The 20,981-nt window shown below is 50.4% G+C and carries 15 protein-coding genes; 10 read left to right on the forward strand and 5 right to left on the reverse strand.

Annotated elements, in window-relative coordinates:
• Positions 1-53: 53 nt before the first annotated feature.
• From H5P27_RS19535 to H5P27_RS19550, 4 genes are all read left to right on the forward strand, one after another.
• Positions 54-794 carry an SDR family oxidoreductase gene (locus H5P27_RS19535; RefSeq protein ID WP_185662106.1) on the forward strand — a complete coding sequence of 247 codons (741 nt, stop codon included), beginning with the start codon at positions 54-56 and terminating at the stop codon, positions 792-794.
• A gap of 20 nt (positions 795-814) precedes the next feature.
• Positions 815-1,183: a DMT family transporter gene (locus tag H5P27_RS19540; protein WP_185662107.1), complete on the forward strand. Its 369-nt coding sequence runs from the start codon at positions 815-817 to the stop codon at positions 1,181-1,183.
• Between the two features lie 24 nt (positions 1,184-1,207).
• Positions 1,208-2,194 (forward strand): NAD-dependent epimerase/dehydratase family protein, encoded by a 987-nt coding sequence (locus tag H5P27_RS19545; protein ID WP_185662108.1) that lies wholly within the window; start codon positions 1,208-1,210, stop codon positions 2,192-2,194.
• A gap of 273 nt (positions 2,195-2,467) precedes the next feature.
• Positions 2,468-3,442 carry a sulfotransferase domain-containing protein gene (locus H5P27_RS19550; protein ID WP_185662109.1) on the forward strand — a complete coding sequence of 325 codons (975 nt, stop codon included), beginning with the start codon at positions 2,468-2,470 and terminating at the stop codon, positions 3,440-3,442.
• A gap of 300 nt (positions 3,443-3,742) precedes the next feature.
• On the opposite strand, the gene H5P27_RS19555 is transcribed toward H5P27_RS19550, so the two are convergent.
• Positions 3,743-5,632: an acyltransferase family protein gene (locus H5P27_RS19555; protein WP_185662110.1), complete on the reverse strand. Its 1,890-nt coding sequence runs from the start codon at positions 5,630-5,632 to the stop codon at positions 3,743-3,745.
• A gap of 292 nt (positions 5,633-5,924) precedes the next feature.
• On the reverse strand, positions 5,925-7,238 hold the full coding sequence (locus H5P27_RS19560; protein ID WP_185662111.1) for an FAD-binding oxidoreductase: 1,314 nt from the start codon (positions 7,236-7,238) through the stop codon (positions 5,925-5,927).
• A gap of 406 nt (positions 7,239-7,644) precedes the next feature.
• Between H5P27_RS19560 and H5P27_RS19565 the strand changes: the two genes are divergently transcribed.
• From H5P27_RS19565 to glmS, 6 genes are all read left to right on the forward strand, one after another.
• Complete coding sequence (locus tag H5P27_RS19565; RefSeq protein WP_185662112.1) at positions 7,645-8,463, forward strand: glycosyltransferase family A protein; 819 nt, start codon at positions 7,645-7,647, stop codon at positions 8,461-8,463.
• A 66-nt stretch (positions 8,464-8,529) separates the two neighbouring features.
• On the forward strand, positions 8,530-10,038 hold the full coding sequence (locus H5P27_RS19570; RefSeq protein ID WP_185662113.1) for a glycosyltransferase family 39 protein: 1,509 nt from the start codon (positions 8,530-8,532) through the stop codon (positions 10,036-10,038).
• 180 nt (positions 10,039-10,218) lie between these two features.
• Complete coding sequence (locus H5P27_RS19575) at positions 10,219-11,187, forward strand: archaeosortase/exosortase family protein (protein ID WP_185662114.1); 969 nt, start codon at positions 10,219-10,221, stop codon at positions 11,185-11,187.
• 61 nt (positions 11,188-11,248) lie between these two features.
• On the forward strand, positions 11,249-14,404 hold the full coding sequence (locus H5P27_RS19580) for a tetratricopeptide repeat protein (protein WP_185662115.1): 3,156 nt from the start codon (positions 11,249-11,251) through the stop codon (positions 14,402-14,404).
• A 227-nt stretch (positions 14,405-14,631) separates the two neighbouring features.
• The gene (gene prsR, locus H5P27_RS19585; RefSeq protein WP_221774797.1) at positions 14,632-15,993 is read left to right on the forward strand and encodes a PEP-CTERM-box response regulator transcription factor; all 1,362 of its coding nucleotides are present in this window, start codon (positions 14,632-14,634) and stop codon (positions 15,991-15,993) included.
• A gap of 110 nt (positions 15,994-16,103) precedes the next feature.
• Positions 16,104-17,954: a glutamine--fructose-6-phosphate transaminase (isomerizing) gene (gene glmS / locus H5P27_RS19590; protein WP_185662116.1), complete on the forward strand. Its 1,851-nt coding sequence runs from the start codon at positions 16,104-16,106 to the stop codon at positions 17,952-17,954.
• Between the two features lie 76 nt (positions 17,955-18,030).
• Here glmS and rfbA read toward each other — a convergent pair whose 3' ends face one another.
• The 3 genes from rfbA to H5P27_RS19605 form a co-directional block, all read right to left on the reverse strand.
• Entirely contained in the window at positions 18,031-18,909 is an 879-nt protein-coding gene (gene rfbA, locus H5P27_RS19595; RefSeq protein WP_185662117.1) for a glucose-1-phosphate thymidylyltransferase RfbA, read from the reverse strand.
• Between the two features lie 29 nt (positions 18,910-18,938).
• The gene (rfbB, locus tag H5P27_RS19600) at positions 18,939-20,045 is read right to left on the reverse strand and encodes a dTDP-glucose 4,6-dehydratase (protein ID WP_185658332.1); all 1,107 of its coding nucleotides are present in this window, start codon (positions 20,043-20,045) and stop codon (positions 18,939-18,941) included.
• A 15-nt stretch (positions 20,046-20,060) separates the two neighbouring features.
• The coding region (locus H5P27_RS19605; protein WP_185658331.1) for a sugar nucleotide-binding protein at positions 20,061-20,981 on the reverse strand (921 nt) is incomplete at its 5' end.

The following is a 20,981-nucleotide window of genomic DNA, read 5'->3' on the forward strand; positions in this document are numbered from 1 at the left end:
GTTGACGCGTTTGCCATAATTACTTCCTAAACTCTTCTATACTAAAACAATAAATGAAAAAGGTGGCCGTGATCGGAGCAACCAGTTCGGTAGCTCAGCAAATCTCACTCATCCATTCCAAGGCTGGAGACTCCCTCGTTCTTGTGGGACGAAATAAATCAGCGGTGGAAGATACGGCAGCGGATTTATCCATTCGAGGGGCCGGGATCTGTAAGGCTTTAACCTGCGACCTCGTCGATTTCGCCGAACACCCCAAGCTTATAAACGAGCTCTTCGAAGCCATCGGAGGGGTTGATACGGTCTACATCGCGCACGGAACACTCCCTGACCAATCGGACTGCGAGAGTGATTACCTGGAAACCAAACGTGCGTTGGAGGCAAATTGCTTGAGTCAAATCTCTCTTTTGACGGAACTCGCAAAGAAATTCAAAGAGCAGAAAAGCGGGACGATCGCTGTCATAACCAGCGTTGCCGGAGATCGCGGTCGCAAAAGCAACTACGTGTACGGCTCGGCCAAGGGAATGCTGAGCATCTATTTGCAAGGCCTGAGAAACGCTTTATTCGAGCACGGGATACATGTGTTGGATGTCCGACCCGGATTTATCGACACGCCCATGACTGCACACATCGAAGGCAAAGGTCCGCTTTGGGCTACACCCCAGAAAGTAGCAAAAGACGTAGTAAAGGCGGCCGCAAAGAAGAAAAACACGCTCTATACACCGTGGTTTTGGTCGATAATCATGCGGATAATCCGATCAATCCCTGAGTTTCAGTTCAAGAAAATGAACCTATAGAAGATTTAATCACTAACGAGATGTCCAAATATATTCCACTCATTCTATTCACAGTGCTGACCAACTTTGCATCGCAAATCTTGCTCAAGAAGGGCATGACGAGCATCGAGAAATTTGAGATTAGCGCAAATGGCTTAACCAAATCCGCTACCTCCATTATTTTTTCACCCTATGTTATCGCCGGCTTAGCCGTTATGGTTATCAGCATGGGTTCTCATTTGGTTGTTCTATCGAGAGTAGACATTAGCTACGCTTACCCGTTTCTAGGGCTCTCTTTCATACTGACCGCCGGATGGGGTTACTTCATCCTCAATGAGGACGTAAACATGTGGCGGACAGCAGGCGTTCTATTGATCTCCTCAGGCGTTGCCCTCGTCGCTAAAAGCTAATTTTTCAGGATTATAAAATAATAAATGAAACACCTAATATTTGGCGGAGATGGTTTTCTCGGTAAAGAGTTGACCAAAAAACTGATAGCAAAAGGCGAGAGGGTTGTTGTTTACGACCTGAAAAAAACCGAGGAATGCGAAAATTATAAAAGCGACCTCGTGACCTACGTTCAGATGGACGTCACTAAAGTCGAAGACTTTGAAAAAGTAGACATCCAGCCCGAAGACGTACCCTACCACTTCGCAGCCAGACTATTGGTTCCCATCATGCCACGAGGTGAGCGAAAAGAATATTTCTGGACCGCCCTGTACGACGGTACCAAAAATGTATTGGAGTTCCTCGAGCGCAACAATTGTAAGCGGATGATCTACTACACGACCGACATGGTCTACGGCCATACCGTGCATCATCCGAGATTCGAGGATCACCCACGCGCGCCGCTGGGCCCTTACGGAGATGCCAAGCTCGAGACCGAATTCCTCTGCGAAAATTTCCGTGAGAAAGGATTCAATATCTCAATTTTCCGTCCCCGACTCATCATCGGACCGGGCCGACTGGGCATCCTTGAAAAGCTTTTCAAACTCATCGATGCAAACCTGCCCGTTCCAACAATCGGAAACGGAAAAAACTACTACCAGTTTATATCCGTAAGCGACTGTGCGAACGCAGTTATCTGTGCGGTGGAAAAGGGTATTCCCAACGAAGCCTTCAACCTTGGCTCCCTAAATCCTCCAACCGTAAACGATCTGCTCAAAAAGCTAATCAAGCACGCGAACAGCAAATCATTCCTCATCCCCACCCCAGCTGGACTCGTTAAGTTTACTTTGGATATGTTTGACCGCGTCGGCAAACCGATCATGGACCCAGAACAATATCTCATCGCCGATGAAACCTGTGTTTTGGATGTTTCAAAGGGCGAGCGTCTACTCGGTTGGGTACCACAAGACACCGACGAGGATATGCTGATCGCGGCCTACAAGACCTACCGCGAAGGGCTTGAAAAGGCCTAGGATCCTCAACAAATCAATTTGCAGGGAACCAACAACTAGCAGAAAGGCTCGTATCTAGCTAGTTTGCCAGCAGCGGATCCATTTTACCGATCGTTCGGCTAGAGATAATACACACAAGATCTCAGGTGATCGAAATTTCGCCTGAGACCTTGTTTCACTGTCCTTAGCCGCGTCTCAAACGTGAGGTACAGGTCTATTCGACTTAAAATACCAAAAAAGAGAACGCTCAGTTGGATTTTGTAGCAAATAACAAAATCAAAGAGCAACAAGGACATGAGAAAGAAGATTAAGGCTAAATTTTTTGATGTATCACGTCCGACCATTCTCAAAGCGAACTCCCTGCTGAAAAACTATAAAGAGATAGTCTGGCTTATTGGCGACGGACGAAGCGGAACTACATGGGTGTCAGATCTTATCAATCACGATAAGCAGTACCGGGAAATGTTCGAGCCATTCCATCCTAAGTACGTCAGAAGCTTCGCCTTCATCGATCCGCACCATTACATAAAAAAGGGGGAAGAAAACGAGCGACTCAAAGACCTCCTTTCCCGAGTTTTTAGCGGGAGATATACCCACGAGCGAATCGACTCTGAAAACAACTCCCTGGTGTACAAGGGGATCATCGTGAAGGATATTTTCGCAAACCTCTTGAGCCACTGGGCTACTTCACACTTTCCCCACGTAAAACCAGTGTTGCTCATTCGCAACCCCTTCGCGGTTGCCGTTTCGAAATACAAGAAATCAGATTGGTACTGGGCCATCGAGCCCCGACACTTGCTCGATCAGGAAAACCTGCATCAGGACTACCTGTTACCGTTTGAGAACATCATCAAAAAGGTCAGTGATGAGAAAAACCACATCCTGAACCTCATCCTAATTTGGTCCATAATCAACTATGTGCCTTTGAGGCAATTCAAGCGCGAAAAGCTCCATATTTGCCATTACGAAAACGTATACCTAAATCCCGAACAGGAAATACTAAAGGTCCTAAAATTCGTTAGAGGAAAAAACGACATCCCAAACTTTCACCTTCCCAAACACGTTATAAATCGCCCCAGCCGAGTGGTAGGAAAGCACAGCAATATGCTATCTTCAACAAATCCAATAACCACTTGGAAAAGCGAGCTAACTCCGCGACTGATTAGCGAAGGGATGAAGATACTTGAAAGTTTCGGACTCGAACGGTTGTACGACGAAAATTCAATGCCGAATTTAGAGGCGTTTGAAGAAATACAGAACCGAGTCTGAGGAGCAAGCTGCCGGACTTATTCAGAAAGGAGGTCGGTACAGTTCCTGATGATAAACATTTCAGCTACCGCCTGCCCTCGCAAACAGTAGACGGCTTAACTTCGCTACCCGCTGCAAAGTCAGGTTCTCAGCTGCCTGAAACACAATCGTCTTTTTGGGTATGAAAAGCTCCTCTCAGACGCTGCATGGGCTACCCGCCACTTTTTAGCAATGCAACGAGGTCGTTAGCTAAGTGCTGACCGACTCCAGGAATGGGGTAACACCTGAGCAAGATTCACCCGCAGCACGTCTTGGGAGAGTTCACTCACTGAGTGCTGCTTCAAATCGACTCTCCAAAAGCTCGTTCAACAAACGTTCCGCACCTCTATCATTTACATGATAGTAGTCAGAATAGAGCACTCCCTCATCGTGAACGACCAAAACCCCGCCCTCCTCCGTCTTCAGGTAGGGGTAGATGTCGATAAAGCCTACATTCGGAAGACCAAGTTTCTCAACCCGACCTCTCACGGTTTCATTAATTTCCGAAATATGAGACGAACCTTCAAAAGATAGATCCTGGCCTGACCGAGAGAGAGCGAGCGCATACTTGTTAAGAGCTTTTTCATGCGTCTTAGGAAGATCGACCATTGGGACTTGGGAGAGGACGTGCACCTCATCACAATTTTGGCTGAGTAATTTGATGTAATTGGATAGCACCACATCAAAATTTTCTCGGCCGACATCCCATACCCAGGCTTCCGCGAGAATCCCCACGCGAGCTTTGATAGAACTTAGGCGCTGGAGCCTCATTTCGTTCAGTTCACCCGCGTAAGATCGATTTGGCTTCGGGCCGTCATCTGTGATTGAAACACCGGGGACAGCCAGATTCTCCAAGCTAAGAGCGTTTTCCTCAGCGTATTGGTAGATAGCTCTGACCAACGCTTCGGCATGCGAATCACCAACAATTAAAATATCAACCTCGCCTTCGTGAGTGTGGGACCCAACCCCCTCTCCGCTCTCAAGAATGGATTCGGTGGCATCTATCTCAAACTCAGTGTCTATCACATAGTGATCTTCAAACTCCCTCAGATGATCTGGCACACCGGGACTGGAGGTCTTAAGGGCCAACGGCAGAGCAAAACCTGCCAAAAAAAGAGGGGCAACTCCCACAACCACTAGATGCCTCCTCGTTCCTGTCCTGAAGGGGGTCTCAACAAAATGATAGCTTAGGGCCGCTGAAGCGAAAGTCAGCAAAACGACCCAGACGACATTGGGATCCGGACTGAGAAATCTCGAAAAAACGATTATCGGCCAATGCCATAGATACAAAGAATACGAGATACGACCGATGTAGTTTACAGGAGCAATCCCCAGAATAGCCTTACCCACAGGATCAGCTGTCCCGAACGCAAGGACCAGAGCAGCCCCTAAACAGGGAATAGCAGCACGGTAACCTGGAAAATAATCGTTATAGCTAATTACGCAAAAAGAGGCAACGATGAGGCAGAGCCCTCCCAAAGAAGCTAACGAAGCCAATCTGGAACCCAAAATCCGCACCAATGTTGCAGGCCCCACCATCGCCACTACACTTCCAACAAGGAGCTCCCACATCCGAGCCGGCAAGAGATAAAAAGCCGCACTCTGATCCAATGGAGTTTGATATATCGAAACGCCGAAGCTGACGAAGGCTAACACGATAAAAAATGGCAATATGGCTTTTCTACTAAGTTTGTAGAGAAGCAGCACCAGAAGAGGAAAAACAATATAGAACTGTTCTTCCAACGATAAGGACCAAGTATGAAGCAACGCGATACTCTCAGAGCTGTTGGACCAATAATTCCCCGTGGTTAGATAGAGGAAGATATTCGAAAACGAAAATACAGCCGCGATCGATTGCCCAAACAAATCCGACCTCTCTGGGTTCATCAGCACGTAGTTCCCTGCTATGACCACAAAGAACAGATTGGCGAACAAAGCCGGATAAAGTCGTTTAATTCGCCTTATCCAAAATCCTCCTAGCGTAAAACGACCTTGCTCTACGCTTCTAAGAATAATGGACGTGATCAGAAATCCAGAGATCACAAAAAAAACATCAACGCCGAGGAATCCTCCCTCGAGCATTCCCGAATCGATGTGGAAAATGAAAACCGCAAGCACCGACAAAGCCCTAAGGCCATCAATTTCTGGTCTGTAACGAATAAAGCTGCTCATCGTCCATTCAACATGTTCCCGTTAGAACGACCTCTAGGGGAACTAGTTTAGCAGCTTGAAGCACTTACCCTACCAATCTATAGTCAAGGATTTACATTCCCCTATAAAATACATACGGCTCACTCTCGATAGCGGTATGCAACAGGCAAATTACGTAATGGCTCACGTTATAAAATCCCCAAATTGGCCCAGTAAAGGATTCCAAACAAACACCTACTTACCAGGCAAGCCGATCTCTGCACCTGCCCATAACGGACAGAACTACAACTAGGCTGAAACGGAATGACACCCACTAGGAGCTTTCGAACAACCTTTTGCGTTGCAGCGAGTTAAATTTCTCCGCGTCCAGAGGGCGAAAATAATCAAACCCTTCCTTCGAAGACATCGCATCTTTTGCCAAATAGAGGCGGCCCTTGTACTTACCAACAATCTTGTCTAGCTGAACAACCAGATCTGGCAGTTTGTCGTTAATCTTAAAATCCAATGCAAGCGTGTAGCCCTCAATAGGGAAAGAGTTGTAAGCAGCTGGATTATGCTTCCCAAAAAGCTTGAGCACAGCCAGGAAAGAACCTTGCCCGCTCTTGTGAATAGCATCCAGTAATTCGCCTAGACCCTCTTCGCTTGTTTCCAGTGGCAGGGCCATTTGGTACTGAATAAAACCACTTTTTCCGTAAATTCGGTTCCACTCCAAAATACTGTCTAGCGGGTAGAAAAACGTATCATAATCTACGAAATTTGATATCTTCTTCTTGAACTGCTTAAAATAGTAAAGGAAATTGAAAGCCTTAACCGTAAGGGTGTTAAGCGTGATATTTGGGAAGAAAAACGGAACAGTCTTCTTCCCCTTCTCTTTAAGGTTTAAAGGACTCTTTTTGAACTTTTCAGGCAATTCATTGAGGAGAGCATGTTCTCCCCTCATCATGATAGAACGACCCTGGTTCGAACCTTTCTGTAGGCAATCGATCCAAGCCACAGAGTAAGTCCAATCCTTCGACTCATCAAAAAGCTTCATGATCTCTTTGATATTCTTCGCCTTGATACACTCTTGGCGAATATAGGCCGACTCGATCGGTTTCAGCTGAAATGTCGCCTCTGTTATCACACCGGTTAGGCCCATCCCTCCAACCGTAGCCCAGAAGAGTTCCGAGTTTTCATCGCGCGAGCACTCGCGGAGCTCCCCATCTTCGCAAAGAAGCTCAAATCGAGAAACATGCTCTGAAAAGCACCCCTCCACATGGTGGTTTTTCCCGTGCACATCTGCAGCGATAGCTCCGCCAATCGTTACAAACTTAGTACCCGGGGTAACCGGCAGGAAAAAGCCTTTCGGGACACTCAGCTCAAGGACGTCCGCTAGCAAGGCTCCAGCCTGGCAAGTCACAACTCCAGTTTCTTCGTCGAATGCAAGAAACTTGTTGTAGCTCGTCATATCGATCATTCTGGAACAAAGAGCAGCGTCTCCATAACAGCGACCATTGCCTCTGGCCAACACAAGATCACAGGCCTCAAAGTCCTTGAGAAGTTCGGACTTGTAAGAAGGGATACTAACCTCGGCTTCGACTAATGGATAATTGCCCCAATTAGATACGGTTTTACTTTGGAAGGACATGGTTTGCTATTTCGCAAGTTAGAGTTGGGAATTCGAATAAACCTTCGAAAATCAGGTAACTAAGCAAATGCCGACTGTTACCCAATCCCTAAATTTGAGAGCTAAGTTGTTTTTTGAAGAATATCGGCAAATCCAAGCTTACGTTGATAAAAAAAACACTAATCAGTCTTTGGATTTTTAACGGATCACCATCGTCGCCACAGATACGCAGAAAACGTCAAAACGTCGGGAAACCACTAAGGGTTATCCCGTATATACACGTGATTTCCCCAAATTATGCTTCGATTAGAGGGCACACAACCTAGAGATTCCTCCTAATTTTGGCTTATCTAATTCAAGCTTGCGTCGAAACTTGGTGAGAACACTTTCCATCGAAAAAGACGTAAATAAGCGCTTCCCACCAACAATGAAGGACCCACTCAAAAAGTCCGTGTCGTTTTGCATCTCCTGCAAGGATCGACTGAGTTACATTCAGAGCACTCTGCCCGTAAATCTGGAACAAAACAGAAAGGACAAAGCGATGGTCGAGTTTGTCCTCGCCGATTTGGGAAGTAAAGACGGGCTCACGGAATGGGTGGTCTCCAACTTCAGTAAAGAAATAGATGAAGGTTACCTTCGTCTTATCTACACAGAGGGAATGCCAAAATTCCACATGGCTCTGGCAAAAAACACCGCACACGCTTACTCAACCGGCGAGATTCTCACGAGCTTGGACGCTGACAACTTCACCGGACCAAGGGGAGGTAAATTTGTCTACGACTGCTTTAAAAAGCACAATTTTGAGACAATTCTTCACCAATTCAGTGGGTCATGGAGAGACGGTACTTGCGGAAGAATGTCCTATAACCGAAAACACTTCATAGGAGTAGGAGGCTACGATGAGCAACTAGAGCCTTTTGGGCACGACGACCTAGATATTCTGGGAAGGCTGAAGGCCAAGTACTCCCTAAAGGTCTCAACTGGGCTAGATAGCATTTTTCGGCGGCTCTATTTCAGAAAAATAAAGAAGCTCAAAAGTCACCCCAGATACAATCGAGCCATCGAATCGCCCCCCACTGGCGGAGAGGACTATCGTCAAGACATGACGAAAAGAAATCGCGTTTTGAGCGACAAAAATATCGCCGAAGGAAATTACCAAGCCAACGGTGGGAAAATTGGTATTACGGAAGGTGTGAAGTTATGGCATCGCGGTGAATATATACCATGCGAACCGACAACACTTTAATTTCCTTATGTAACATCATGCATCGGCCCTCCTCTCACGATTAAAGGCGGGATCTAATCAGAAGAAATGAAAACTGAACGGAATCCAATCCTAGATCCCTTATTGCTCTTGATTGTGGCTGTGGGAGTAATCCTCAGATTTTACTCAATCGGATCTGAATCGCTTTGGCAGGATGAAGGAACATCTCATATGTTCGCGACGTTGCCGATGGCTGAGCTACTTGGGGAACAGGGAAAAGCAGAAACAAATCCACCCCTATTTTACATAGTACTAAACGCATGGGTTAGCATTTTTGGCGAATCCGAGGCTAGTCTCCGCACGCCGTCGGCGATATTCAGCATTCTCTCTCTATTTTTCACATACTATTCTGGGTTGTACCTCAAAAACAGGCGAACCGGACTGATCGCAGCAGCCATTTCGGCTGTCATGGTGGAACACATATACTACGCCCAAGAAGCAAGGACATATACATTGCTATTACTAGGTGCGACCATTTCGGTTGCGGGATTCTCTAGGTTGTTTGCGAACCCAGAACAGGCAGGAAAGACCATCGGAAAGGGCTTCGACTGGATGGCCTGGGGATTGTATTTACTCGGCACGAGCGTTTCACTGTATGCTCATAACACAGGAGTCTTTGTCCCCTCCTCACTAACTGCCGCAGCTATCATCAGCTTCCTTGTAAAGCCTAAACGATATGGCCTTGGCTTCGCCATTAATTGGCTAATCGTCAATCTTGCGGTAATCGTAATATGGCTTCCTTGGATCTTTGTGATTCTAAACCAAGTAAGCGACATGAGTTCATTTTGGATCAACATGCCAAAACCTATGGATCTCATAAAGACCCCGATGCAGCTCTATATACCGATCGAGGGCTCGCTAAGACTGCTTTCTAAAACCGCTATCGTCGCAACCGGATTGGCATTTTTAGTCTACTGCTGGAAAAAAAACAAATGGGACCTTCTCTGCATGTTATTTTTATTAACTGGCAGCGTCTTCATACAGGCATACCTCGCTAGCTATTATCAGCCCATATTTATTCCCAGATTATTTATATGGACGCTCCCAATGTTCGCCTTAATACTAGCGATCGGAGCTGAGTCACTGCGAAAGCCGATTTTAATATATTCGGTTTCAGCTCTACTGATCGCAATGAATTGCATAGGGCTAAAAGACTATTACCGAAAAGCGGACAAAGAATACTGGGACGAATTAGCATTAGCCTACCAGGCACTGGATAATCATAAGACCCTCAAACTTCTGCAGCCAGCTGATATACATATGCCACTGGGTTACTACCTTGAAGACGCAGATGCGTTAAACGAGGAATCGATAGGCATCGTGGACGGGGATCCGAAAGAAACGACCTACGGAAGTCATTTGGTTAAACACCTAGTGTCGGTCGATAAAGTAACCGCAGCAGTTGTGGGGCGTGAGAGACTGCTTGTAGTGGTTCGAGGAACACTGAACAGCGATCCAACGACCCTGCTCTCAAACCTAGAATCCGAATTCCAGCTCACTGAGAAATTTCGCAGAGGACACATCGCAATCTATGAGGCTTTACGCAAAAATCGCTAGGCCGATACCAGATTGCTTCATAATAGCTGCCATAAAAGGACTCCGTTTAGCGTTGAACCAGCTAACGCCTGTTTCAGCCGTTGAAAGCCGAAACGTTGTCTGAACGAGCGACAATTATCCTTAATTTCAGCAGTCCTCACTTGGAAAGCTAGATAGCCAAACCCGAGATCAATCTCAATAATGTCACAGAATTCGCGACCGGATTTCGAAACACCCGTAAGCAAAAACAGGTTGTGGATTTTCGCTGCCACGAACTTAGCCGTTTTTCTAGCGTACCTTCCGCTCCTGTTCCCCATGTACGCCTACAGTTTCGGAGTGGACCTGTACTCGCACTTAGTTCTCATACCAGTTATTTCGATCGTCCTCGGAGTGATGGATTGGAGGGACCAGAGCATTGCGGTAAGCGAGACTTCTGCCAAATCCGCCCCCCCCTCAAAGCTGAGCATGATGCTCGCAGTGGCCTGTTTGGTCCTCGCAGGAATAGCACTCCAGATACACTTCAAATTCAAATCGGACTGGAACAGCGTTGGCTTGGTAGAAAATAGCTACTCAGCAGCTGCTTGGTCGTGGATTTTCGTCGTTTGGGCCGCATCCTTCCTTCTGTTGCCTTCCACCCTCTTAAAATTCTGGCGATTTCATCTGGCATTTCTGGCGTTCGCAGCCCCCTTCCCCATTCCGGTCACAGAAGCGATACAGAGCTTCTTCCAACATGTCTCTGCCGAAGCGGCCTACCTGCTGATCAAGTGGTCTGGAATTCCCATTTACAAAGAGGGACTCCTATTTGAAATGCCGACAATCGCTATGGAAGTCGCACCACAATGCAGTGGTCTGCGCTCTAGCTTAGTGCTCTTCATAGTGAGCACCGTGGCGTCCTACCTATTCCTGAAGACAACTTGGAAACGAAGCCTTCTCGTCCTGCTTGTCGTTCCCGTGGGCATCTTCAGAAACGCGTTTCGAATTTGGATATTGGCCCTACAGTGCTATCATATTGGCCCAGAAATGATCCACGGCTGGTTTCACAAACACGGGGGGCAACCATTGTTCGCAGTGACCTTGATCCCCTTTTTCGCAGTTCTCTACTTTCTCCGAAAAAGCGAACCAACTCAAATAGAGCCCGAAAAAAGAGATTCTGCTGAAGAGAAAATATAGTCTCCTCCCCCCTAGGTAGACTCAGGCTTTTGAGCCCATAAATTTAAAGAGCATCATAACTATGAAACCTCACTCCCTTTCACCCAAAACCATAACGGCCTCGGCAATACTCGTCCTTTCACTCCTTACTGCATGCTCAAAATCAGACAGTTCGCTTCGTTCCCTCGAGAAGGCGGAAGCGCACATGGCTGAGGAAAAATTCGCAGCGGCAGAGATCGAGCTGCGAAATGCGATCAAGGCGGATCCTGAGAATACGGGAGCGTTAAAAAACCTCGGCGAACTCTACTTCCTGCAAGGCCGATACCGAGCGGCCTACCAAGCCTTAAGGCCGCTCAAGAAAATAGAATCAAGCGACCTGGATAGCTTATTCCTAATTTCAACGATCGAACTCGCCGCTGGTCTTCACGACGAGGCGCGAACGGGCATTCGTCAGATCCTGAAGACCGATCCAACCCACGCCGGAGCATTAATCCTTTTGGCGAAATCGGGCCGTAACGCTTCAGAAGCTCAAACCATCAAAGAAGAGCTCGAAGCCTACGAAGATTCGGCAGCCAAAAGCACTGCCTTAGCCATGATCGCTATCAGTACTCAGGATCTGAATACTGCTGAAATCCTTTTGCAAAAAGCCATCGAACAAGATCCAAGTTTTCCAGAGGCCTATGGCACCCAGTACACCTTGGCTCTGTATCAGGGAGATGCAAATAAAGCTGAGCAGAGCCTGAAGAAGGCAGCAGAGCTCTCCGAAGACCGTAGCGCTTTCTCCATTTCCTGGGCCCAGCTTCTCATGCGCAAAGGGGATTTGGCGGCAGCAGAAGAGTATTTAAGCGGTCTCGTAGAAAGAGCACCTGACTACCTCCCTGCCATCACGCAATACGCAGAGCTGCTCTTGCAGACCCAACGCAAAGAGGAGGCTCGAACATACATCGACAAAGCTCTCGCCCTTGATCCGTCTGACAATTCCACCATGCGCCTGAAAGGCGTCTTATTGCATGAGGACCAAAAATTCGCCGAAGCTGTTTCTCAGCTCGAAGCTACGTTGCGAATCTACCCCAATGACCTGAGGGCGAAATTCCAATTGGCAATTTCATCCGTGGCGAACAACGACCTTATCGGTGGTAAACGCCTGATTTCCGAAGTTGTAAAAGCCGCGCCTCAGCATGTCGAAGCGAGTATATTGCTGGCTCGCCTGCAAGCCCGCGGCAACGAATTCGGAGCGGCCCAATCTACGCTGGAAAAACTCGTATCCGTTCAGCCCAATGCCATCAACGCCTGGTACTTGCTGGCGGATATAAACTACCGTCAAGGAGACTACCAAAAGGCATTGGCCATCTATCAGGAACTCGGGAAGATGACCCCCGAAGCACCAATGCCTCAATACTTCAGCGGCATCGCCTTGCTTCAAATTGGCAATTTTGCACAAGCAAAAGCCTCCTTCGAAGAGGCACTCAAACTCGATCCAAATGGGGTTCTCGGCCTCGAGCAGCTCACCTCCCTAGACACCCGAGCGGGCAACAACGAGCAAGCCCTGCAACGCATACAATCTGTCTTGGACAACCAACCGGAATCCGGAGCTCTGTTGACCTTACTGGGTCAAACTCAATTTGTGAGCGGTGATACGGAAAGTGCAAAAGCCACTCTCGAAAAAGCAATCCAAGCCGATCCAAACAGCCAGGTCGCCTACGTGGTATTGAGCCAAATCCTACAAGAAACAGGCGATACCCAAGAGGCCATTTCCCAGCTGGAAGCAGCAAGTCAAAGCAACCCTCAAGACATATCTATACTTACGAAACTGGCGCTCCTCTATGGGGCAGAGGACCAGACGAAGGCTGCCGAAGAGACCTACCTAAAAATCCTCAAAATCAACCCCAACTTCCTCCCCGCACTCAACAATCTAGCCTACAACTATTCCGTTGATGCCTCCCATTTGGACAAGGCCTTCGAATTGGCCCAGAGAGCTCGCTCCCTCTCTCCAACTGATCCCTACACCGCTGATACCTTGGGCTGGGTGGCATTTCAAAGAGGCGACTACGCTTGGGCCCTTAGCCTGTTACAAGAGAGTGCTCGCAAACTGCCCGACCAGGCTGAGGTCGCCTTCCACATCGGGTCCGCCTACTACATGTTAGGCAACGCTGACTCTGCAATAGGTCCTCTCAGTAACGCCGCAGAAAAGGCTCCTGCCACCGAAGCGACTGAAGCCAAGGCCATGCTCAAAACGCTCGAGGCAAACATCGATTCACCCACTCCGGACCATATAAATTTCCTGAAGGAAAGAACAAATGGTACGCCGTCCGACCCTTTTGCGTGGCTAAAGCTCGCACAGATAGCAGAGACGAAAGGAAACAATGCTGAAGCTGAAGCGAACTACCAGAAGGCATTAGAAGTCAGTCCCAAGCATTTGGAGGCAAAAATTGGCCTAGCAGAATTAGCTAGCAAAATGGGGCAAACCGATCGCTCGCTGAAATTGGCGGAAGAACTGAAAACGCTCTCGCCTAACGACCCTAGGATCACATTGGTGCAGGCAAATGCTGCTTTTCGGGCAGGCGATTTCTTCCGGGCAACTGGTCTGTACTGGGAAGCTAAGCGCAATCTTCCCGAAGACACGGAAATCGAGCGAAACCTTGCCCATGCGCTCCTGGCTAGCGGGCAAGCGGAGGAAGCCTATTCCGAAGCAATCAAATCGGAGCTGGAGGACTTGAAGGCATTCGCTTCGAACTTGGATATCGCACTCAATGGGTCGGATATTGCTCCCACCGGAACCGACTTGTCTGCCAAACTGGCAAATGGCTACCAGTTGTTACAAAACGGAAGCGTCGAAGGGGCCAAGAAGAGTTTCGAAGAAATCCTCACCGAATATCCGCAACAAGCTCAAGCCAAGCTCGGGATCGCCAAATCCTTGCTGAGTCAGGACAGTTCTCTCGAACGGGTAATTGCCTTGGCAAGCGAGGTTCGCAACAACCATCCGAACAACCTAGAGGCCAAACTAGTACTCGCGATAGCCCGATACAAAACGGAACAATACGATCAGGCTAGGAGGATATTCTCCGCCCAAAGAACGGAAATCGAGACTCGTCCCAGCGCTTGTCTCTACTATGGACTCACCCTCGAAAAGCTAGGTAACCCGGGAGAAGCGAAGACCTATCTGCAAAAGGCTATATCCCAATCACTCTCTGCCGAAGAGCGAAACCTGGCCGAGTCAGCCCTGCAACGGCTTGACTGAGGAAAATTAAGCAACGACGCGTCAAAGAGTTCACCAATCTGAGTGAACTCGACCAAAAGTGGATACTTCCATCAAGGAGGGACTATTACGGTCGAATAGAGAAAGGTTAAAAGCCGAACGGCATAAACCGGTTTCCAGATACACCAGTTCCCGATTACAAAAGGCTGCTGGTTTGTCTGAGAAGGCTCCGTTGGGCCAGAAGTTAAACCACTATCCTATTCCCACTTTTGAAACCCACAAAGCCAACTTTGCTAATCGTAGAGGATAATGAGGAGTTCCGCGAACTGATGCGGGAAAACCTCAGTTCCGACTACCAAATTCTGCAAGCTGGGAATAAGGAGGGAGCGCTTAAAGCCCTGCGACGCGACCACCCTGAGGTAGTGGTGCTGGATTTGGGCCTGCCTCCGAGTCCAAACCTGGCGGACCAAGGGATCGAGACTCTCGACGAGATCAAAAGGAGAAGTCCGAAAACCAAAGTCGTCATTATTTCCGGACAAGGAGCACAGGAAGCCGGGCCAGAAGCCATCGAACACGGGGCTTACGACTTTCTCACCAAACCGGTAGACAGCGTCGTTCTACGCAATGTCCTTAGCCGTTGCTTCTACATTGCCGACCTCGATCGCATGACCCCTCCCTCCCCTAAGAAGAGGAACACAGTTGAGAGCTACGAGGGAATCATAGGGGAATGCGACCAAATGCGTAGCCTCTTCAAATTGACGGGCAAAGTAGCTAAGACTGACGCCCCAGTCATGATACTGGGAGAAAGCGGTACCGGTAAGGAAATGATCGCCAAAGCGATCCATAACCGATCAGCCTTCGCGGAGGGTCCCTTTATACCGATCAATTGCAGCGCCATTCCAGAAAACCTTTTGGAGAGCGAACTCTTTGGCCATGAACGCGGATCCTTCACGGGAGCCGACCAAAAGAAGGTCGGAAAAATCGAGCAGGCACAGGGAGGAACCCTTTTTCTCGACGAGATAGGCGACGTGCCGCTCAACGTCCAAGTAAAGCTGCTTCGGTTTCTACAGGAGAAGTACATCGAACGAGTGGGAGGTACCGCTCAAATCCCCATTTCTACCCGCATTTTAGCTGCCACCAACGTGGATCTCAAAAAAGCGATTTCCGAAGGGAAATTTCGAGAGGACTTCTATTTTCGCTTAGCGGTCGTGGAACTGGAAATGCCACCCCTTCGCGAGCGAGGGCAAGACGTCATCTGCTTGGCTAAGAGTTTCTTGGACAAGTATTCCGTCGAAGCAGGAAACCCGAAGCTGAAACTTAGTTCCGAGGCCCTTACTCTAATAGAAACGTATTCTTGGGTCGGCAATGTTCGCGAATTGCAAAACCGCATCAGACGGGCCGCCATCTTGGCAGAAAACGATGAAATCGGGCCAGAAGATCTGCAGATCACACCAAGTGAAAACCCAGTTCACTGCTCGACCTTGAAAGAGGCTAAAGAAAACTTGGAGCGTGATATGATAACGGCAGCATTGAAAAAACACCGCAAAAACATCACCGCTGCCGCTGCCGACTTGGGAATCAGCCGACCAACCTTCTATGAGATGATGGACCGCCTTTCGATTGATAGGTAGCATAAGCTATTGCTCGACATTTCACGCTCCTGCATCTCGAATCCTAGGATACTCAGAATTGCTTCTCCGGTGGTTGACGGGAGGCGAGTAACGCTTGGATCACTGAACATATGTGCGGAATCGTTGGATACATCGGGCAGGACAACGCTGCCCCCATTCTACTTAACGGACTGAAACGCTTGGAATACCGTGGATACGACTCCGCAGGTATGGCCACGCTCCAGAAAGATGGTAGCATCCTTGCAACTCGGAGAGTTGGTAAAGTGGCGAATCTGGCCGCAGCATTGCCGAGCAATAAGGAAGACGCCGGCTTAGGGATCAGCCACACCAGATGGGCCACCCATGGTGGCGTGACTGAGCCCAACACGCACCCTCATAGCTCTGACGACGGCATCATTCACATCGTCCACAACGGGGTAATCGAAAACTACCAGCAGCTGAAAGTATCGCTCTCTGCAAAAGGTATCGCATTTCACAACGAAACCGATTCGGAAGTCCTCTCGAACCTAATTGCCTACACCCTCAAAAAGCTGGCGGAACCGATTTCTGAAAAAACGGTACTCAAAGCGATTCGACAGAGTCTCGTACAAGTCGAGGGCACCTACGGCTTGGCCATTATTTGCTCCAAATGCCCGGGGTCACTCTTCGGAGCGCGCAAAGGCAGCCCGCTTATTTTGGGAATCGGCAAAAACGAAATGATGCTCGCTAGCGACGCGAGCGCTGTACGGGCTCGGACAAAAGAAGTCGTTTATCTCGAAGATAGCCAAATCGTCGCCCTTAGCGGTGAGAACTTCTCTATCACAACGCTCGAGGAGGCCGAAGTCATCCCTGAGATCAGCACAATCTCCTGGAAAGACGAAGAAGCGCAGCTGGGCGATTTTGAGCACTTCATGTTGAAAGAGATCAACGAGCAGCCGCTCGCTCTCGAAAACGCATTTCGTGGCCGTCTCAACATGAGCGAGGGAACCTGTAAATTCGGCGGACTGAACCTCTCTCGTAAGAACATTCGCCAAATTGACCGCATCCTGATCGTGGCTTGTGGCACCGCTTGGCATTCCGGTTTGGTGGGCGAATACCTGATCGAGAAATATTCCCGTATCCCAGTCGAAGTGGAATATGCTAGCGAGTTTCGCTATCGGAACGCCCCGATGGATAAGAACACCTTGGTCATCGTGATCAGTCAAAGCGGTGAAACCATCGACACTTTGGAAGCTCAAAGAGAGGCCCAAAGAAAAGGTTACCACGTCATCGGAATCATAAACAACGTGGGCTCTACCATTGCCCGCGAAAACGACGGAGGCATCTATCAGCACTCGGGACCCGAAATTGGAGTGGCTTCCACGAAAGCTTTCACCTCTCAGCTTCTCATCCTCTCCATGCTTTCCGTCTACCTCGGCCGTACACGCGACCTCTCTTACGCAGATGGCTGCCAAATGGTGGAGGCGATTCGCACTTTGCCAAAGCTGGTCGAGCAAACTCTAGAACTTGGAGAAGAAATCCAGTCCATCGCTAAAGCTTACGCCAAGAATAAGGATTTTCTCTTCCTCGGGCGGTTGGAAATGTTCCCTATCGCTCTTGAAGGAGCCTTAAAGCTGAAGGAAATCAGCTACATCCACGCGGAGGGTTACCCGGCAGCGGAAATGAAACACGGCCCTATCGCTCTGATCTCCGAGGACTGCCCGAGTATCGTGATTGTCCCTGACGACGAAACGCTCAAAAAGAACCTTTCAAGCGTCCAGGAGGTCCGAGCTCGCAAGGGTAAGGTCATTATCATCACCGATTCCTACGACATACCGGCACATTTGGCTGACGAGATTATCACCGTGCCAAAATCCCACAATTGCGTCCGTCCGATCTTGATGACAATCCCGCTTCAGCTGCTGAGTTACTACATCGCAGTCGAACTAGGGAGAGACGTGGACAAACCTCGAAACCTCGCCAAGAGCGTCACGGTCGAGTAAGCAATTCCATTTTTCGCTCACAAAAAAGGCGTTCCCTTTCTCGGGAACGCCTTTTTGCGTAAAATGTTTTCGGCCTTTATTTGAGCAGCTGGCGCAGATAGTTCGCGTAGCTCGTCTTGCCCAGGAACGCGATGCGCTCCTCGAGCGCCTCGCGGGTCAGCCAGCCCTTCTCGTAGCCGATCCCCTCCAGACAGGCCATCTTTAGGCCTTGCCGCTCCTCGAGGACCTGGACGAACTGTCCGGCCTCCATCAGGTTCTTGTGGGTACCGGTATCAAGCCAGGCGGTTCCTCGCCCCAAAAGCTCCACGTTCAAGTCGCCGATTTCCAGGTAGGCCTGGTTCAGGTCGGTGATCTCGAGCTCCCCGCGGGGGGAAGGCTTTATCTTCTTGGCGAACTCCACAACCCGCTCGTCGTAGAAGTAGAGCCCGGGAACCGCGTAGTTGGATTTTGGATTCTCGGGCTTCTCCTCGATCGAGACGACTTTGCCGTCCGGGTCGAACTCGACCACGCCGTAGGCTTTCGGGTCGGCCACGTTGTAGCCGAAAATGGTAGATCCCTCCGACCGCTGGTCCGCGGCCTTGAGGGTGCGCACGAGATCGTGGCCGTAGAAGAGGTTGTCTCCAAGGACAAGGGCCGCCGGAGCGCCGTCGAGGAATTCCTCGCCGATTAGGAATGCCTGGGCCAGACCGTCCGGGCTAGGCTGGACCTCGTAGCTGAAACTCACCCCAAAGGCGGAGCCGTCGCCGAGCAGGCGCTCGAAAAGCGGCGTGTCCTGTGGGGTGGAAATGATGAGGATCTCGCGGATCCCGGCCAGCATCAGCAGCGAGATCGGATAGTAGATCATCGGCTTGTCGTAGATCGGCATCAGCTGCTTGGATACCGCGATCGTGCAAGGATAGAGTCTGGTTCCGGATCCGCCCGCAAGGACGATCCCTTTTCTTGGCTTTGCGCTCATAAGCTAGGGTTTTGGAGAATTGGGTCCGGCTAGGCCTGGCCGAGGCGCTCGCGGGCGTACTTCTTCTCGGCGATGTCCTTGCACCAGTCCTGGTTGTCCAGGTACCACTGCACGGTCTTGCGGATGCCGCTGTCGAAGGTCTCGGCAGGCACCCAGCCGCACTCCTTCTCGCTGCGTTCGCAGTTGATGGCGTAGCGGCGGTCGTGGCCGGGACGGTCCTTCACGTAGGTGATCAGGTCCTCGTACTTGGCGATGCCCGCCTTTTGGGCGGACTCGTTGGCCGAAACGGGAGCCAGCTCGTCGAGCAAGGAGCAGATGCGCTTCACGATCTGGATGTTCTCCATCTCGCTGCGGCCGCCGATGCAGTAGGTCTCGCCGAGAGCCCCCTTTTCGAGAGCGGCGAGAATGCCGGTGCAGTGGTCCTCCACGAAGAGCCAGTCGCGGATCTGCTTGCCGTCGCCATAGATGGGAAGGGGCTTGGCCTCCAAAGCGTTCAAGGTGACGAGCGGGATCAGCTTCTCCGGGAACTGGAACGGGCCGTAGTTGTTGGAGCAGTTGGTGGTGACCACCGGCATGCCGTAGGTATGGAAGTAGGCGCGCACCAGGAAGTCGCTGGACGCCTTGGACGCCGAGTAAGGGCTGTTCGGGGCATAAGGCGTGGTCTCGCAGAAGGCGGGGTCGTTGGGACCGAGAGTGCCGAACACCTCGTCGGTAGAGACGTGGAGGAAGCGGAAGCCTGACTTGGCTTCGCCTTCAAGGCCGGACCAGAAGTGGCGGGCCGCCTCCAGCATGCGAAGCGTGCCGGTAACGTTGGTTTCCACGAAAGGTTCAGGAGTGTCGATGGAGCGGTCCACGTGGCTTTCCGCCGCGAAGTGGACGATCGAGCCAACCGAATACTCCTCCAGCAGGGAGGATATCTTGGCCTGGTCCAGAATGCTGGTCTCGGAAAAGACGTACTCCGGAGAGTCTGCCAGGTCGCTCAGGTTGGCGGGATTGCCGGCGTAGGTGAGCGAGTCGACATTGACGATCCGGTCGTAGCCGGACGCCTTGAGCAGGGCCGCGCCGTCCCGAAGCAGCACGCGCACGAAATTTGAACCAATGAAGCCGCAGCCTCCTGTTACAAGTATAGATTTCATAGGGAAATGCTCCGTTTAGGCCTTCTTCCAGTTCTTGAGCGACCACTCCAAGGCTTCCTCCACAGGGCGCATGACCACTCCCGCGGCCTTGAGCTTGGAATCGTCGAGTATGCAGTTCGAACGCGGCGTCTTGGCGGCCTTGGACATGAAGTCGTCCTCCGATTCGAAGAACTTGAACTCCTTGCCGTTCACGCCGGAACTCTTGATCAGGTCGACCACCTGCGAAGTGGTTACCGCTCCGGGGTTGGTCACGTTATAGATGCCCTTGGGCACGTCCTGCTCGTAGCACGCGAAACAGGCGGTCACGAAATCCTCCAGCTGGCTGAGCGAGTTGGTGGCCTGAAGCAGGCAGGCGTAGCTCTGCATCTTGGTAAGGTAGTTGCGGGGATTGTCGATCTCGTTGAACGGGATGCGCAGGCGCCAGACGTAGCCCTCGGGAGAAGACTCATGTTCCCAAGCCGGCCATTCCCCTTCCCCGCGGTCGGTTTCACGGTAGCCGAGCACCTCTTCGCCCAAGGCCTTGGTGCCGCTGTAGAAGGAGCAGGGAGGCTTGCGGAAGGAGAAGTTGGGAGCGTCGTCCTCGCGCCAGCCTCCGCCGCCGGGACGCTCGCCGCCGAAGATGCAGCCGCTGGAGACGTGGCCCCAGCCAATGGAAAGGTCGCCGCAGACTTCGCGTATCAAGCCTGGCAATACGGCGTTGCCGTCAAGGCAATTGCCCTTGTCCAGCTCGCAGGCGTCCACGTTGGGCTTGCCGGTGTAGCCCGCGCAGTTGACCAGGAACTTCGCCCCGGTCGCCTTGAGGGCGTCCGCGAATTCGGCTTTGGAGCCATTTGCGATATCACGCCCGCTCAGGGAAGTGAAATCGACGCCTTTGGTTTCGAGCAATTGCCGAAACGCGGTTCCGACGTAGCCAGTAGATCCTACGAGTGCTATCAT

The sequence above is a fragment of the Pelagicoccus albus genome (assembly GCF_014230145.1).
GTDB lineage: Bacteria > Verrucomicrobiota > Verrucomicrobiia > Opitutales > Opitutaceae > Pelagicoccus > Pelagicoccus albus.